The 15,966-nt window shown below is 41.3% G+C and carries 16 protein-coding genes and 1 other annotated feature; of the genes, 4 read left to right on the top strand and 12 right to left on the bottom strand.

Going from position 1 to position 15,966, the window contains the following annotated elements; genetic code table 11:
- Positions 1–66 precede the first annotated feature (66 nt).
- Together C9J41_RS00955 and sbmA are read left to right on the top strand one after the other, a co-directional pair.
- A complete protein-coding gene (locus C9J41_RS00955; RefSeq protein ID WP_107290449.1) occupies positions 67–1,005 on the top strand; it encodes a class I SAM-dependent methyltransferase in 939 nt (312 codons plus the stop codon).
- 278 nt (positions 1,006–1,283) lie between these two features.
- A complete protein-coding gene (sbmA, locus tag C9J41_RS00950) occupies positions 1,284–2,294 on the top strand; it encodes a peptide antibiotic transporter SbmA (RefSeq protein WP_107294103.1) in 1,011 nt (336 codons plus the stop codon).
- Positions 2,295–2,369: 75 nt separating this feature from the next.
- Here the strand turns inward: sbmA and gspS2 are convergent, their stop codons facing one another.
- The 12 genes from gspS2 to aroF form a co-directional block, all read right to left on the bottom strand.
- Positions 2,370–2,771 carry a type II secretion system pilot lipoprotein GspS-beta gene (gene gspS2 / locus C9J41_RS00945; protein WP_107205661.1) on the bottom strand — a complete coding sequence of 134 codons (402 nt, stop codon included), beginning with the start codon at positions 2,769–2,771 and terminating at the stop codon, positions 2,370–2,372.
- Between the two features lie 19 nt (positions 2,772–2,790).
- Positions 2,791–3,090: a YciI family protein gene (locus tag C9J41_RS00940; protein WP_107294102.1), complete on the bottom strand. Its 300-nt coding sequence runs from the start codon at positions 3,088–3,090 to the stop codon at positions 2,791–2,793.
- Positions 3,091–3,254: 164 nt separating this feature from the next.
- Entirely contained in the window at positions 3,255–3,653 is a 399-nt protein-coding gene (gene yciA / locus C9J41_RS00935; protein ID WP_107205663.1) for an acyl-CoA thioester hydrolase YciA, read from the bottom strand.
- 11 nt (positions 3,654–3,664) lie between these two features.
- Positions 3,665–4,204: a septation protein A gene (locus tag C9J41_RS00930; RefSeq protein ID WP_107245506.1), complete on the bottom strand. Its 540-nt coding sequence runs from the start codon at positions 4,202–4,204 to the stop codon at positions 3,665–3,667.
- A gap of 132 nt (positions 4,205–4,336) precedes the next feature.
- Positions 4,337–5,542 carry a dicarboxylate/amino acid:cation symporter gene (locus tag C9J41_RS00925; RefSeq protein ID WP_199194423.1) on the bottom strand — a complete coding sequence of 402 codons (1,206 nt, stop codon included), beginning with the start codon at positions 5,540–5,542 and terminating at the stop codon, positions 4,337–4,339.
- Positions 5,543–6,363: 821 nt separating this feature from the next.
- A complete protein-coding gene (gene trpA / locus C9J41_RS00920) occupies positions 6,364–7,167 on the bottom strand; it encodes a tryptophan synthase subunit alpha (RefSeq protein WP_107205666.1) in 804 nt (267 codons plus the stop codon).
- Complete coding sequence (gene trpB / locus C9J41_RS00915) at positions 7,167–8,357, bottom strand: tryptophan synthase subunit beta (RefSeq protein ID WP_107245502.1); 1,191 nt, start codon at positions 8,355–8,357, stop codon at positions 7,167–7,169. The genes trpA and trpB overlap by 1 nt, the downstream gene beginning before the upstream one ends.
- A 2-nt stretch (positions 8,358–8,359) precedes the next feature.
- Complete coding sequence (gene trpCF, locus C9J41_RS00910; RefSeq protein ID WP_107294100.1) at positions 8,360–9,760, bottom strand: bifunctional indole-3-glycerol-phosphate synthase TrpC/phosphoribosylanthranilate isomerase TrpF; 1,401 nt, start codon at positions 9,758–9,760, stop codon at positions 8,360–8,362.
- A 2-nt stretch (positions 9,761–9,762) separates the two neighbouring features.
- Positions 9,763–10,773, bottom strand: a complete 1,011-nt coding sequence (trpD, locus tag C9J41_RS00905; protein WP_107205669.1) for an anthranilate phosphoribosyltransferase — start codon at positions 10,771–10,773, stop codon at positions 9,763–9,765.
- A 24-nt stretch (positions 10,774–10,797) separates the two neighbouring features.
- A complete protein-coding gene (locus C9J41_RS00900) occupies positions 10,798–11,406 on the bottom strand; it encodes an aminodeoxychorismate/anthranilate synthase component II (protein ID WP_107294099.1) in 609 nt (202 codons plus the stop codon).
- 11 nt (positions 11,407–11,417) lie between these two features.
- Positions 11,418–12,998, bottom strand: a complete 1,581-nt coding sequence (locus tag C9J41_RS00895; RefSeq protein ID WP_369917455.1) for an anthranilate synthase component 1 — start codon at positions 12,996–12,998, stop codon at positions 11,418–11,420.
- A gap of 11 nt (positions 12,999–13,009) precedes the next feature.
- On the bottom strand, positions 13,010–14,023 hold the full coding sequence (aroF, locus tag C9J41_RS00890; protein ID WP_107205672.1) for a 3-deoxy-7-phosphoheptulonate synthase: 1,014 nt from the start codon (positions 14,021–14,023) through the stop codon (positions 13,010–13,012).
- A gap of 79 nt (positions 14,024–14,102) precedes the next feature.
- Positions 14,103–14,197, bottom strand: a sequence feature (Trp leader region).
- Between the two features lie 175 nt (positions 14,198–14,372).
- Here aroF and C9J41_RS00885 point away from each other — a divergent pair.
- Together C9J41_RS00885 and C9J41_RS00880 are read left to right on the top strand one after the other, a co-directional pair.
- Positions 14,373–15,263, top strand: coding sequence for a PHP domain-containing protein (locus tag C9J41_RS00885; RefSeq protein WP_107205673.1), 891 nt, complete (start codon positions 14,373–14,375; stop codon positions 15,261–15,263).
- Entirely contained in the window at positions 15,263–15,883 is a 621-nt protein-coding gene (locus C9J41_RS00880) for an L-threonylcarbamoyladenylate synthase (protein WP_005370802.1), read from the top strand. The genes C9J41_RS00885 and C9J41_RS00880 overlap by 1 nt, the downstream gene beginning before the upstream one ends.
- The last annotated feature ends 83 nt before the right edge of the window (positions 15,884–15,966 follow it).

Raw genomic sequence — 15,966 nt, 5'->3', positions numbered from 1 at the left:
GGAAACTGGTATTCTTGTGGCCAGTGGTTAAAATAGCGCCCTTAATTCACTATATAGTTTGAAATTATGGAAATAAGTGCATTACCCACTTTAGAAGCTCATCTACTCACAGCCTTGTCTTCACCGCCAAATGAAGTTCGCCGACTCTTTCATGGCCGTGGACGTTGCTGGCAAGGGTTAGAGCAAATAACGGTTGATTGGCTACAAGGTCAAGTACTTGTTTCCTTGTTTAAAGAGCCATCTCCTGAGTTCTTAGCTGAACTTACCACTTTGCTGAATAAACTGACTAAAACAGCAGAATGGCAAAACAGTGGTGCGACATCGCTATTGCTTCAACATCGTGATCGCGAAGGATCTCCGATGGACGTGATGTGGGGTGATACGTCTGAATATCAAGATGTGATTGAAAGTGGCTTAGTGTACAAGCTGGATCTTGGACGTAAGCAAAATAACGGCTTATTTCTTGATATGCGCTTTGGTCGTGATTGGGTTCGTGAGCAAGCAGCGGGTAAACGCGTGTTAAATTTATTCGCTTATACCTGTGGTTTCTCGGTTGCTGCAATTGCTGGTGGCGCAGAGCATGTTGTGAACCTTGATATGGCAAAAGCGGCATTAAGCCGTGGTCGTGATAATCACCATTTAAATAAACATGATTTAAAGAAAGTTAGTTTCTTAGGCCATGAATTATTTAAATCATGGGGTAAGGTACGCAAATATGGCCCATACGATCTCATTATTATTGATCCACCATCATTTCAAAAAGGTAGCTTTGCGCTCACGAAAGATTATCAAAAGATCTTACGTCGCTTACCTGAATTGTTAACCGAAAACGGTACAGTGTTAGCGTGTGTGAATGATCCTAGTATTACTTCAACTTTCTTAATTGAAGGTATGGCAGCAGAAGCACCAGAGCTCGTGTTTGAAAAACGTCTTGATAATCCACCCGAGTTTAAAGATATTGAGCCAGAAGGTGGTTTAAAGGCATTGGTATTCCAACGCAACTAATTGAAAAATAGAAAATAGCGATAACCATTATCTTATCCCTTATGTTTTAAATATAAGGGATTTTTTATATCTAATTGCTACGCTTATAGTGATAAAAATGGATAAAGTGCCACATAGCCATATATTCAACCTTACTAACTTGTTCATAATTAAGGTAATGTTGCAATTTTTCAGCTGCTGACAAATACTGAAAAGACAGCATATAAAAATAAAAACGTAGGATTGTTAGTTCGTTTAGGGTAGCCACATAACAAAACATCGATTAAGGATGAGTCATTATGTTTAAGTCTTTTTTTCTCGAACGACGCTGGTTTTTATGGTCGATTTTGGGAAGCGTATTAATACTTTATGGTACTTGGTATAGTGTACAAATTACAGTTGAAGTCAATGAATGGTATGGATCTTTTTACAATTTACTTCAAAAGGCAATGACAACGCCAAACTCAGTGAAGTTTGAAGAAATACTTGCGGGAACCTTAGAATTTTTCAACATAGTGTCTTTGTATATCATTATTGCCGCTTTCTTAGAGTTTTTTACTAAGCACTTCGTGTTCAGATGGCGAACAGCAATGAATGATTATTACACCTCTCATTGGGATAAGATCCGTCATATAGAAGGGGCATCACAGCGTGTACAAGAAGACACAATGAGGTTGGCAGCGATCCTTGAAACATTAGGGGTTAGTTTTTTACGTTCAGTCATGTTGCTTGTTGCTTTTTTACCTCTATTGTGGACGTTAAGTGAGAATATCAAAGAACTACCTTGGATAGGGCCCGTTGAGCATTCCCTGGTTTATTTAGCCATCATTATTTCTGTTTTTGGAACAGGGCTTCTCGCTATTGTAGGAGTTAAACTTCCGGGGCTTGAGTTTAATAATCAAAAAGTTGAAGCCGCGTATCGTAAAGAGCTTGTACATGGTGAGGATCATCTGGAGCGAGCGCAGCCTGAAACACTTAAAGAACTGTATTCAAACGTTAGGAAAAATTACTTCACATTGTTCAAGCATTATCTGTATTTTGATATTGCTAAGTTTTCTTATCTTCAATATACAATGATTATACCTCTCATTGCGATGGGACCTGCTATTGTTTCCGGTGCACTGACTTTAGGGCTCTTTACACAAATTTCTAATGCTTTCAGTAAAGTAGAAGAATCATTCCAATATTTGGTGCATTCTTGGAAGACTATTGTTGAATTGATGTCGATTTATAAGCGTTTGAAAGCATTTGAAATACAAATAAACGAGGCCATTGCGGCTTCAGAAGTAACGATAGACGAGCAAATTTAAATATACCTATCAATATTGAAAAGCCCGTGCCAAATGATTATTGGTACGGGCTTTTTATCGCTATGGAAATGAATATTAATTCAGTTCTTCACAAGAGTCTTTAGATACTGCTTGCTGCGCCATTGTACGACCACTGATATCTTTGATCGTAATTAGGTAATTTACGCCGCTATCAAATAAAGGTTGTATTTCTTTGTTATTACAGTAGTTTCTTGCAGCCGTTTTGGCAGCATTGGATGGCGAAACACGACTTTTTCCACCATAAAGAACATTAATTTTAACGGTATTTCCTGACGCGTAGGCTTGGGTTATTTGATAGGCATCAATTTTTGGATAAGGTGCTTTACTATCAATTGCTGCCGCGCGGCTTTTTGCTAATGTTTCTGCAATTTGTTGCTTTTCATGAGAAGCACAGCCACTAAGCAGTAATAAACCTAATGATGCGGTGATTAGCGCTTTGCTTATAGTTAATTTCACAATCTCGCCCTTAAATAAATTATGGAAGCACTTTTTTGAATGGCTTCACAATCACGTTAGCGTATACGCCTGCATCAATATAAGGGTCAGCGTCAGCCCATTGTTGTGCTTGTTCTAAAGAAGCAAATTCTGCAATAACAGTAGAGCCTGTAAATCCGGCATCACCTGGGGTCTCACTATCAATAGCAGGCATAGGCCCTGCAACTAACAATCGACCTTGTTCTTGTAAATCTTGTAAACGTGCAAGGTGTTTTTCACGAACGCTCATACGTCGCTCTAAGCTATTTTCAACATCTTGAGAAAAAATGACGTACCACATTATTGTTCTCCCTAATAAATATCAGAAGTGATAGCACTAAGGTATCGCTGGCTATCTTGTTGTTCTATTTCCCCATAGTAACCAATAAAAAAAGCACTAACTAGGCGTTAGTGCTTTTTTGTCGGTTAATGTTGTACTTGTTAGCGAAATAGCGCCTTGTCTTATTACGCTTTTACAATTGGGCGCGGACGACCTTCGCTATTAATTGCAACATAATTAAATGTTGCTTCGCATACACGGTATCGATCACCGACAGTCTCAACATCGACAGGTTTTACCCAAACTTCAAGACCTATGCTCATGGATGTATTGCCAATGCGTTTACACTCACCGTAACAACAAACCACGTCACCAACACTAACAGGGGCTTTAAACTCTATTTTATCAACAGAGACAGTCACAACACGCCCGCCAGAAATTTCTTTGGCAAGGATCGCGCCTGCTAAGTCCAATTGGGACATGATCCAACCACCAAATATATCACCATTGGCGTTGGTGTCGGCTGGCATGGCAAGCGTGCGAAGCAGAAGCTGTCCGCGAGGGATATTATTTTTAGTGTTCATGATTTACAACTTTACTGGTTATTGTCACTTTTCGGTAAGTGGCGATAAATGTAGCCACCGGTGAGGAAGGTAAAGAGCAGCGTTAATGCTAATAGCCCAAATACCTTAAAGTCTACCCATATATCTAGCGGGAAATTGAATGCAATATAGATGTTTACTATAGCGCAGACAACAAAAAACACACTCCAAGCAAGGTTAATACGTAACCAAATTGATTCAGGTAAGGTAATTTCTTTCCCAAGCATACTTTTGATCAGTGGTTTACCCATAAATTGGCTGATAAGTAATGCTAGAGCAAAGATGGTGTAGATGATGGTGACTTTCCACTTTATGAAGTTTTCGTCATGGAGGAAAATGGTCAAGCCACCAAAAATAGCCACCAATACGAAAGTAACCAGTTGCATTTTTTCGACTTTTTTATAGATAAACCAAGTCAACGCTACCTGAACCGCTGTTGCTGCAATTAAAGCGCCTGTGGCGATAAAAATGCCACTCGTTTTGAATAAAATAAAGAAAATGATAAGGGGGATAAAATCTAATAATTGTTTCATTACAACAACTCATTTCTAATAATTAATAAGAGTATACCCTTTTAGTATGGTGAATGAAAAAGAGCGAAGAAAAAGCGACGCCTATTTTTGTTAGATGGGCGTTGCTAAGAAAAGGATAGTAGTGCTTTATTACTAAGTAGGTTCTTGATCGATAAGCCTATCAACAATCACCGCACAAGCAGCATCACCAGTGATATTAAGTGCTGTTCTTATCATGTCAAAGATCCGATCAAGTGCAAATAACAGTGGTAGACCTTCAATGGGGATGCCAGCTGAAAGCAAAACGGCAACCACAAGGAAAGATGGGCCAGGGACACCTGCTTGTCCAACTGCGCCTAAAGTGGATGTCAAAATGATGGCGACATAGGCGCCTATGGTTAAATCAACTTGGAATATTTGAGCAAAGAAAGTTGCAACTAAACCATAGTAAATGGCATTACCACTCATATTAATTGTCGCCCCTAATGGCAGAACGAATGATGCGGTAGCGTTACTGACCTTTAATTCTTGTTCACACGTTTCCATGTTAACCGGTAATGTTGCCATAGAAGAAGCGGTTGAAAGGGCTACAATCTGTGGCTTTTTCATGGCGGATAAAAATCTGAGTGCAGAGGTTTTACTCAATATTTTTACTAGCAGGGGATAGAACACAAAACCGAAGATAGCAATGGCGGCAACATAAACAATAAACAGTTTAAAGACCACCATCAATGCATCAAAACCAAAGGTGCCGACCGCATCTGCCATTAAACCAAATACGCCCAGCGGTGCTATTTTCATCACAACGTTAATCATCCATACCATAGCATCAACGATGGCATTAATACCGTTGATTAAAGGTTCTCGTCGCTCTTTTTCTAGTTTAGAAACAGCGATACCAAAAAATAGACAAAACACTAAGATCTGTAAAATATTAGCTTCGGTTAAAGACTGGAATACGTTAGTCGGGATCATCCCTAATACGGTATTCCAAAACGTTGGCAGCTCGCCTTTGTCGGCATAGGTTTTAGCAAAGAGGCCTGACACCGCATTAAGATCAATACCGATACCGGGTTTGAAAATATGTCCCATCCCCAATGCAAGTACGACAGCAATAGCGGATGTTAATGTAAAAAATAACAGAGTCGCTATTCCAACTTTACCAGCAGATTGACTGTTACCTAATCCTGCGGCACCTGAAATGATAGCAACAGCGACCAATGGAATAACTAACATTTTGATTAGGTGGATAAAAATACTGCCCAACGGCGCAAACATTGAAGCCGAATGCCCCATCATCGCGCCAACAAATGCGCCAACGAACATGGCAATAACAACTTGTACGCCAATATTTTTCATTAAACTTCCATTATTTTGCACAGTATCGACCTCTAAAGTATTGATGCAAAAGTGTAGTAAGCATAGTTGTGTTTATTTGGTTTTAATCGTTACGCGAATGTGTATTGGGTGTGTCTTTACATGCAATGATCATTGTTCGCAATCACGAGGATTGAGGTTTTCTGTTGATCGTTGAAAAAGAGTGGTAGCAATATGCATATATTAGAGTAATTGCTTATCGTTTGATGGCTTTTTATTGCATGGTTAAGTTAAAATGAACCCTTTCTTTATAGTGTTTCTTATTTCTTAATCTGGAGGCATCAATGAAATACTTATCAATCAAGGCGTTTATTCAACACTATGGAAAAATGGGTCTGATACTCTGTTTGGGACAAGCATTTCTGTTATTGGTTATTATCGTTTTCAATACGATAACAATTATTAATCATTTACCAAGCGTGTGTTATTTAAATAAAGTGTCTCATGTGACATCAATTTCTTACACATTGATATGCCTTGTTTTCTTGTACTACACGATTACAAGTTTCTTTAATCGCATTCGTTTGTTGTTCAACATTTGCCTTGTCGTTAACTTTTTTCTTTTCCTTGCTTTTGTTTTTAAGCTTAGTGTGAGTTGTGTATAGGTCGTCAATAACGCGCTATTAACGGTATTGAGAATTCTCTTATATTGTCATCAAGTATGTCTTCAATGTTACTGTCTTTATTATTGGTGATAGATTTAAAGCACTCTTTTTCGTTAACGATAGCTATATAAAAAAGCCCATACATAAACAGCATAAGTAAGCTGAAATGTATGGGCTTATTACATTCGTTAGAATGCGTTATTTACTTGCTGCTTTCATCGATGAAATGAATGCAGATAATTTTTCTAACATTACAGTGTTGTTTTCAAGATTTTGCTCGATAATTTTCACGACTGCTGAGCCTGAGATTGCGCCTGCAGCACCTGCAGTGATCGCCTCTTTAACTTGCTCTGGCGAAGAAATACCAAATCCTAAAATAGCTGGCGGCGCGTTATGTGCTTTAAGGCTAGATAACAAGTGATCGATTGGCATTCCTGCTTTAGTTTCAGCACCCGTTACACCTGCGCGTGATAACAAGTAAGTGTAACCACCACCGAGTTCAGAGACAGCTTGTAGTGTTGCATCATCAGCATTAGGTGGCGCAATAAAAATAGGGTGAACACCGTATTTATTTGCCGCATCACGAAACTCTTGTGATGCATTAACGGGAACATCTGCAATTAATACTGAATCAACTCCAGCTTTTGCACATTGCTGATAAAAGTTATCGATGCCAGCGGCAAACACAAGGTTGGCGTACATCAATAACCCGACTGGCACGTCAGGGTATTTTTGACGAATTTGTGTTAGTAACTCAAAACACAAGGTTGGTGTGGTGCCTGATTCTAATGCGCGGATGGTTGCGCCTTGAATTGTAGGACCATCAGCGAGAGGATCTGAAAATGGAATACCTAATTCTAAAGCATCAGCGCCAGATTCAACCAATGTATCAATGATCTTCATTGATTGCTCTGGAGTCGGATCGCCAATGGTAACAAAAGGCACAAAAGCGCCTTCATTGCGCTCAGCTAATGTGCTGAATAATTGTTGATAACGATCCATTATAATGCTCCTTTTTCCTGCAAAATATCGTGAACAGTAAAGATATCCTTGTCACCACGACCTGATAAGTTAACTACTAGCAATTGTTCTTTTTCTGGCTCTGCATGAATAAGTTTCATGGCATAAGCTAATGCATGAGCAGACTCAAGCGCAGGAATGATCCCTTCTTTACGTGCGAGCAATTGGAATGCATCTAGTGCTTCATCATCAGTCACTGAGCCGTATTCAGCACGACCTGTTGCATTTAAGTGAGCATGTTGTGGACCGACAGATGGGAAATCAAGACCTGCTGATACAGAGTAAGACTCTTCAACTTGACCGTGTTTATCTTGCATCAGTGGTGCTTTCATACCAAAGAAAATACCTAATGTACCGTGTTTAAGAGGTGCACCATGCATATCGGTATCTAAACCTTTACCGGCAGGCTCTACACCAATCAGTTTCACATCTGTTTCTTCAATGAAATCTGAAAACATACCAATTGCGTTGGAACCGCCACCGACACAAGCAATAACTGCATCAGGTAGGCGACCTTCTTTCTCTACGATCTGGGCTTTAGTTTCTTCACCAATAATATGCTGGAATTCTCGTACAATCGTTGGGAATGGGTGAGGACCCGCCGCTGTGCCTAGCAAGTAGTGTGCTTTGTCATAACTGGCAGACCAATCACGCATTGCTTCATTACAAGCATCTTTTAAGGTTGCAGAGCCTGAGTGGACAGGAATAACTTCTGCGCCCATCAACTTCATGCGAAATACGTTAGGGCTTTGACGCTCAACATCTTTAGCACCCATGTAAACACGACATTTAAGACCGAGTAGTGCACAAGCAAGCGCAGTTGCAACACCGTGTTGACCGGCACCTGTTTCCGCTATGATCTCATTTTTACCCATGCGCTTAGCGAGTAATGCTTGACCTAAAACTTGGTTTGTTTTGTGCGCGCCACCGTGTAATAAATCTTCACGTTTGAGGTATAGCTTTGTTTTCGTCCCTTTCGTCAAGTTTTGACATAGCGTTAGGGCGGTTGGACGACCAGCGTATTCTTTAAGTAGTGTAATAAATTCTTGTTGAAAACTTGGATCTTGCTGGGCTTCAATAAACGCATCTTCCAATTGGTCTAATGCAGGTACTAAAATTTGTGGTACATACTGACCACCAAATTCGCCAAAAAAGGCATCTAATTTACTCATAATTATTTATCGTCCTTAATATTTTTGATTGCCGCGAATGCCGCACTCAATTTATTCGAGTCTTTTTTGCCTGGCGCACTTTCCACACCAGAATTTAAATCAAGGCCATCAAATCCTAATGCTGCCGCTTGTTGTGCGTTGTCTGCATTTAAGCCACCAGCCAATAATATACCTTTGCGATCGCCGCTTTGGATCAACGACCAGTCGAAGCTTGTCCCTGTACCACCACTTTGATTACCTACTTTACTATCAACAAGGTGTTTATCAACTTGGTATGCTGATAAATCAGGTAAAGCATCTGATACCCCGTGCGCTTTCCAAATTTTACATTGAGCAGGAAGTTGTGCTTTTAGCTCATTAATGTATTGCTGCGTTTCTGTGCCATGTAGCTGCACAACACTGAGTGCAAGTTGTTTTGCCGTATCGACAATTGTTTCAAGCTCTGCATTTTGGAATACACCAACATAATCGAGTGGGGCGCCTGTCATCACATGGCGTGCTTGCTCGATATCAACACAGCGAGGGGAGTTAGAAACAAAAATTAAACCACCGTAAACGGCACCATTTTGGTAAGCGATGGTGGCGTCTTTCGCTTCGGTTAATCCGCAGACCTTGTTATCACCAAGTAACACACGGCGTACCGCAAGATCGAGGTTATCTTCTGCCATTAACGAGCTGCCAATTAAAAAGCCATTGGCATATTGAGATAACTGGCGAATTTCTTGATTGCTATAAATGCCAGACTCTGAAATCACAATTGTGTCTGGTGATAATTTCGGTGCAAGCTGTTTAGTGCGGTCTAAATCAATACTTAAGTCGCGTAAATTACGGTTGTTAATACCGACAACTTTCGCTTTTAAGTTAATCGCACGTTCAAGCTCTTCTTCGTTACTCACTTCGGTCAAAATGCCAAGATTTAATTGATTGGCAACAGCAGCAAGGGTTTGGTATTCCTCGTCATTTAGGACTGACAACATAAGCAAAATAGCATCAGCTTGATAGTGACGAGCTAAATAGACTTGATAGGTATCAACCATGAAGTCTTTACATAGTACGGGCTGGCGTACTTGACCACGGACTTGAGGGAGAAACTCAAAGTTACCTTGGAAGTATTTTTCATCGGTTAGAACTGAAATCGCACTCGCATAGTTGTTGTACACGCTCGCAATGTAATCAAGATTAAAATCGTCTCGGATCAAGCCTTTTGATGGTGAGGCTTTTTTACATTCAAGAATGAATGCAGGGCGCTCTACACCATTATCAGTATTGGATGATAACGCTTGGTAGAAGTCGCGATCACTTGGGATGAGATCATGAATAAATGAATCAAGTGGCTGTGATGCTTTACGTGCTTCTACCCAAATTTTTTTGTCAGCAACAATTTTTGCTAATACTGTTTCCATGATTATCCTCGTGCTGCCAATTTTTCTACTAATTCAAAAGCTTTGCCTGATTGCATGACTTCAATAGCTTGTTGCGTATTTTGTTTAAGATCTTCTTGACCGAATAAACGTAATAGCAGGGCTACGTTGACTGCTACTGCACCAACTTGGGCAGGTGTACCTTTACCGGTTAAAATGTTAGTGATAATGGCGCGGTTCTCTTCAGGTTCGCCGCCTTTAATCGCCTCTAACGGGTAGGTATCCAAACCGAAATCAGCAGGAGTGAGAGTGTATTCGGTGATTTCGCCATTAATGATTTCCGCAACATGGGTTTCACCATGAATTGCCACTTCATCTAAACCACTACCGTGAACCACAGCCGCACGCTTCATGCCCATGGTAGCCATGGTTTCTGCAATCGGACGAACGAGGCTATTGTCGTAAACACCCATAAGTTCAATGTTAGGTTTTGCTGGGTTAATTAAAGGCCCAAGTACATTGAAGATGGTGCGAGTCTTTAATGTTTGACGTACAGGCATAGCGTGGCGTACACCACCGTGATATTCAGGCGCAAATAGGAAACACACGCCAAGTTCATCTAATGCGCCACGCGCGTTTTCTGGTGTCATCGCAAGGTTGATACCAAATTTATCAAGCAGATCTGAAGAGCCAGATTTGCTTGAAACGCCACGGTTACCGTGTTTCGCCACTTTAATACCACACGCTGCAGCTACAAATGCCGCAGTGGTTGAAATATTGATGGTATTGGCACCATCACCACCTGTTCCTACGATATCGGCAAAGTCATAATCTGGGCTTGGGAAGGCGTTGGCATTAGCGACTAAAGCGCTCGCGGCTCCAGCAATTTCTTGGGGTGTTTCACCTTTAATTTTCAACGATGTTAAAACGGCCGACAGAATAATGGGATCGACCTCACCCTTGATAATGGCATCAAATAGGGTGTGACTCTCTTGTTGGCTCAGAGATTTTTGATCGTAGAGTTTATTGGCAATATCGTAAATTTTGTTATCCATAATCATCGTCCTTAATGCTTTGAATTATTCTTTTCCGTTCGAGGTTGTTACCCAATTTAAGGTCTGTGTTAAAAGCTCCGCCCCTTGTGTCGTTAGGATTGACTCAGGGTGGAATTGAAAGCCACATACCTTATCTTCTTCGTTCAGTACAGCCATGACTAAGCCATTGACATCGGCGATAGTCTCTAGACTATCTGGCACTTCTGTAGCAACTAATGAATGGTAACGTGCAATAGAGAGAGGATTCGGTAAATTGCCAAACACTGCATGTTGGTTGTGGCTCATCATTGCAGCTTTCCCATGGACAATTTCACCTGCGCCTGAAACTTTACCGCCGTAAGCTTCAACAATCGCTTGTTGTCCTAGGCAAATACCAATCATTGGTACTTTACCTTTCACGCGTTGGATCAGTTCGGGCATACATCCCGCATCAGCTGGTACACCAGGACCGGGGGATAACACTAAAACGGGATTGCTTTTAGCACTAAGTGCCTTTTCTACTTGCTCTGCCGTTAAGTTATTACGGTAAATCGTTACTGGGTGACCGAGAGAACGAAATTGATCAACAAGGTTGTAAGTAAACGAATCAAAGTTGTCGAGTAGCACAATATGGGCTGGGGTTGCGTTTGTCATTGTGGTTCTCCTTAACCTTGATGTGCTGTGCGAATAGCGTTAATGACTGCTTGCGCTTTGCCACGCGTTTCATCGGCTTCTGCTTGTGGAATGGAGTCGTAAACCACGCCAGCACCAGCTTGAACACTTGCAATACCATTTTCAACGTAAGCTGAGCGGATCACGATACAAGTATCCATATCACCGTGACCAGTAAGGTAACCGACAGCACCTCCATAACTGCCACGACGGCGTTGTTCAACATCACGGATAAGCTGCATAGCTCGGATTTTCGGTGCCCCTGTTAATGTGCCCATGTTCATACACGCTTGATATGCATGAAGGGCATCAAGATCGCCTCGCAATTGGCCTACTACACGAGAAACTAAGTGCATGACATGGCTGTAGCGATCAACTTTCAGTAAATCTGCCACATAGCGGCTACCTGCTTCACTGATCCTTGCAACATCATTACGTGCTAGATCCACTAGCATCATGTGTTCAGCATTCTCTTTTTTATCGCAACGTAGCTCTAATTCAATACGACCATCTAAATCAAGGTTAATTGATCCGTCGCTGTTTTTGCCTCGTGGTCGAGTACCAGCAATCGGGTATATCTCTACTTGGTTTGAATCTGAACAATATTTCAGTGCACTTTCAGGAGAGGCGCCAAACAGGGTAAATTCTGAGTCTTGTAAAAAGAACATGTAAGGGCTTGGATTACCAATTTTCAATGCTTTATATGCTGCGAGCGTTGAAGGGCATGGCAAAGTAAATTGGCGTGACGGCACGACTTGGAACACATCGCCATTGATAACGTATTGTTTAAGATCGTTAACGGTTTGGCAGAAATCTTCATCGCTAATAGACGCCTCTGGCTCACATTTGTCTAATACTTGTGCAGGTGGCACAGGCTGAGGGTTTAAACAGATCTCTTTAATCGTTTGCAGGCGACGACTCAAATCATGATAGCTATTGGTGTAGTGCTCGCCACCAAATAAAGTTGCTTGCAGCGTGCCTTTACGACGTTGGTGATCGATAATCAACAAGGTTTCGGCAATATAGAAAATATAGTCAGGACAGTTATTGTCTTGCTTCACTTCTGGTAGCGGCTCAAAATCAGCGACTAAGTCATAGGCAAATAGACCACCTAAGAATAAGGCTTCTTTTGGGTGGTGCTTGGTATCAAAGGCATGTTGGATCAAACGTAGAGCATCGAATGATGAAGTTTGGCGTAAGCGGCTATCCTCATCAATATCATGAGCGTGGGATGGAAATACCAAGGTTAATGTTTTTCCATCTAGTGCTGCATGAATATCGTTAGGCAGTTGGCTTTGTAAATGCGTAATGACATTCACACCATTACTGGTGAGTGCTTCCAACGTGACTTCTTTACCGCGGCAAACAATACGTACTGCTGCATCAACAAGCATTAAGCTCTTTAAATCTTGCTTAGAATCAACTTCTGCTGATTCTAATAAAAGGTTGTGCGGGCGATCGCCACAAACTGAAAAGTACAGTTCAGTGGGATCGGCAACATAAGGTACATCAAGGCTGAGAAGATTGATCTCATTAGCCGCTAATGTATTTTGCCCTAGTGGATGATTTCCTATTGAGTGAGTATTCACAGCGTTCTCCCTGCCGCTTCCACAAACGGTTTTAATTCCTGCATTAATTGTTCAAACATTGGTGCGGTTAATGCTTGATGACCATCAGATAAGGCTTCACATGGATTTAAATGTGATTCGACAATGATGCCATCAGCGCCAACAGCAGCTGCTGCGCGTGAGAGTGGGATCACTAACTCACGGATACCTGTTCCATGGCTTGGGTCGACCAGCACGGGCAAATGGGTATGTTGCTTTAAATAAGCGACAGCATTGAGATCCAATGTATTTCTGGTTGCTGTCTCAAACGTTCTAATACCACGTTCACACAAAATGATATTTGGGTTACCGGCATCATATATATATTCAGCAGCGAGCAGCAATTCCTCGATAGTGGCTGAAAGTCCGCGTTTGAGCAAGATCGGTTTTTTACTTTCACCGATAATTTTTAACAAGCCATAGTTTTGCATATTTCTCGCACCAATTTGAAAACAATCAATATATTGAGTCATTTTTTCAACTTGGCTCACATCCATGACTTCAGATACGGTAGGTATACCGAGCATGTCATTGGCTTTTTTTAACAATTTTAACCCTTCAATACCTAATCCTTGGAAATCATAAGGGCTGGTGCGAGGTTTATATGCTCCACCTCGCAGTGCCATAGCACCATGAGACTTCACCATTTCAGCCACAGACAATAATTGTTGCTCTGATTCGACAGAGCAAGGGCCTGCAATAACAGCAAAACGATCGCCACCGACCGCAGCAGAGCCAAAACGTACCACTGTGTTGTGGGCTTGGACTTCTCGGCTAACTAATTTGTATTTAGTTAAAATGGGTTTTACCGTTTCAACTAAAGGGTTCGCTTCGATATTTAAGCGTTGTAAAACACGTTCATCACCTAATGCACCTAAAACAATGCGTTCACTGCCAGGCATATATAGCGGTTTTAATCCGACACTGTCGATTTGAGCTAGTAGGCTTTTGGCATCAGCTTCTGTTGCTTGCGGTTTTAAGACAATAATCATGAGGTCATCCTTGTTAATGGTCGCAGTGAAGGCTAGGTGCAGTGCTCGTTTTATTTTTTATTTAGTTAAATTCGGCGTTATAAAAAAGCCCGCATTGATGGCGGGCTCGTTGCTATTTTGCTGAGTTACAGCAATTCACACCGCCCGTAAGTAGGAGTGCCACCACCAATTATTGAAGAAAACGCATTGTTGATTTTGAATTTGCTGTAACATGTAAGAGTCCTATTAGGTATTAGTTACATTTTTTCTATCAGCTAAATGTACGTGATGCCTTTCAAGTAAGTATTGGATACTTGGTATCTGCGTACTAGTAAACTAGTTCACGATTATAAAGTCAAGAATAAAACTTATGTTGTTTGATTTACATAGCCATACTACAGCGTCTGACGGTCGCTTAACGCCGCAAGAATTAGTTCGACGAGCCGTAGATATGCGGGTCGACATCCTGGCAATTACTGATCACGATACGGTTGCTGGCCTACATGAAGCGCATACTGTGATAGAGCAAGAAGCTTTGCCTATTACGTTAATCAACGGTATTGAAATCTCTACCGTGTGGCAAAACTTTGATATTCATATTGTTGGGCTTAATATAGACCCACAAAATCCAACGTTAGTGACGTTTATTGAACAGCAAGTAGAGCGTCGACTTGAACGTGCTAAAGAAATTGGTGCGCGACTTGAAAAAAACAGAATGCCAGGGGCATTTGAAGGCGCGGCTAAACTTGCGGGTGATGCATCGATCACTCGTGCACATTTCGCCCGTTGGATTGTTGAACAAGGTTATGCGAAAACCATGCAGGCGGTGTTTAAGAAATTCTTAACACGCGGAAATCCGGGTTACGTACCACCAAACTGGTGCACTATCGCCGATGCTATTGATGTGATTCATGCCGCTGGTGGTAAAGCGGTTATTGCCCATCCAGGCCGTTATAATATGACGGCAAAATGGCTTAAGCGATTAATCCAGCATTTCATTGAAGCTGGTGGTGACGGTATGGAAGTATCACAGCCTCAGCAAGGGCCGCAAGAACGACGTACCTTAGGGGATTACGCCATACAATTTAATTTACTTGCTTCACAAGGGTCCGATTTTCATTACCAATCACCTTGGACGGAATTAGGACGTAATTTGTGGCTCCCTAAAGATGTTCCAGCGATTTGGCATGATTGGGAAGTTGAGAAAAAGCGAGTAGAGGTAGAAATTCAGGCTGAGCCTGCTGCCTCAAAGGAGGAATAATGAGTCAATTTTTTTATGTTCACCCAGAAACACCCCAAACGCGTTTGATTAAACAAGCGGTAGAAATTATTAAAAATGGCGGCGTTGTCGTTTATCCAACAGATTCTGGTTATGCCCTTGGTTGTCAGTTAGAAAACAAACAAGCATTAGAGCGTATTTGTCAGATCCGTCGTTTAAACGAAAAGCACAACTTCACTTTGTTATGCCGCGATTTATCTGAGCTATCTTTGTACACCCGTGTTGATAATATCGCTTTCCGTCTTTTACGTAATAACACCCCTGGCGCATACACCTTTATATTTAAAGGAACAAAAGAAGTACCTCGCCGTTTAATGAATGCTAAGCGTAAAACGATTGGTATTCGTGTACCTGATAATGCGATAGCACTGGCGTTACTTGAAGCGCTAGGTGAGCCACTGATGTCAACCAGTCTTATTTTACCGGGTAATGAAACAACAGAAGCGGATCCCGATGAAATTCGCGATAAGTTAGAACATGCTGTTGATTTGATTATGCATGGTGGTTACTTAGGTGAGCAGCCAACAACAGTGATTGATTTCAGTGAAGGTGAAATTAATATTGTGCGAGTTGGTGCAGGTGATGTGACACCGTTTGAATGATCTAGAACGTTTTAAACCTAGGTAAATCTAATAAAAGCAAATAGTTAGTTTCTAGCTGTTTGCTTTTTTGTTTTTATTCTTAT

Origin of the sequence: Photobacterium sp. GB-50 (assembly GCF_003026755.1) — a bacterium.
Classification (GTDB): domain Bacteria; phylum Pseudomonadota; class Gammaproteobacteria; order Enterobacterales; family Vibrionaceae; genus Photobacterium.
The sequence above is the reverse complement of the archived record's forward strand: the minus strand, read 5'-3'. Positions and strand labels throughout refer to the sequence as shown.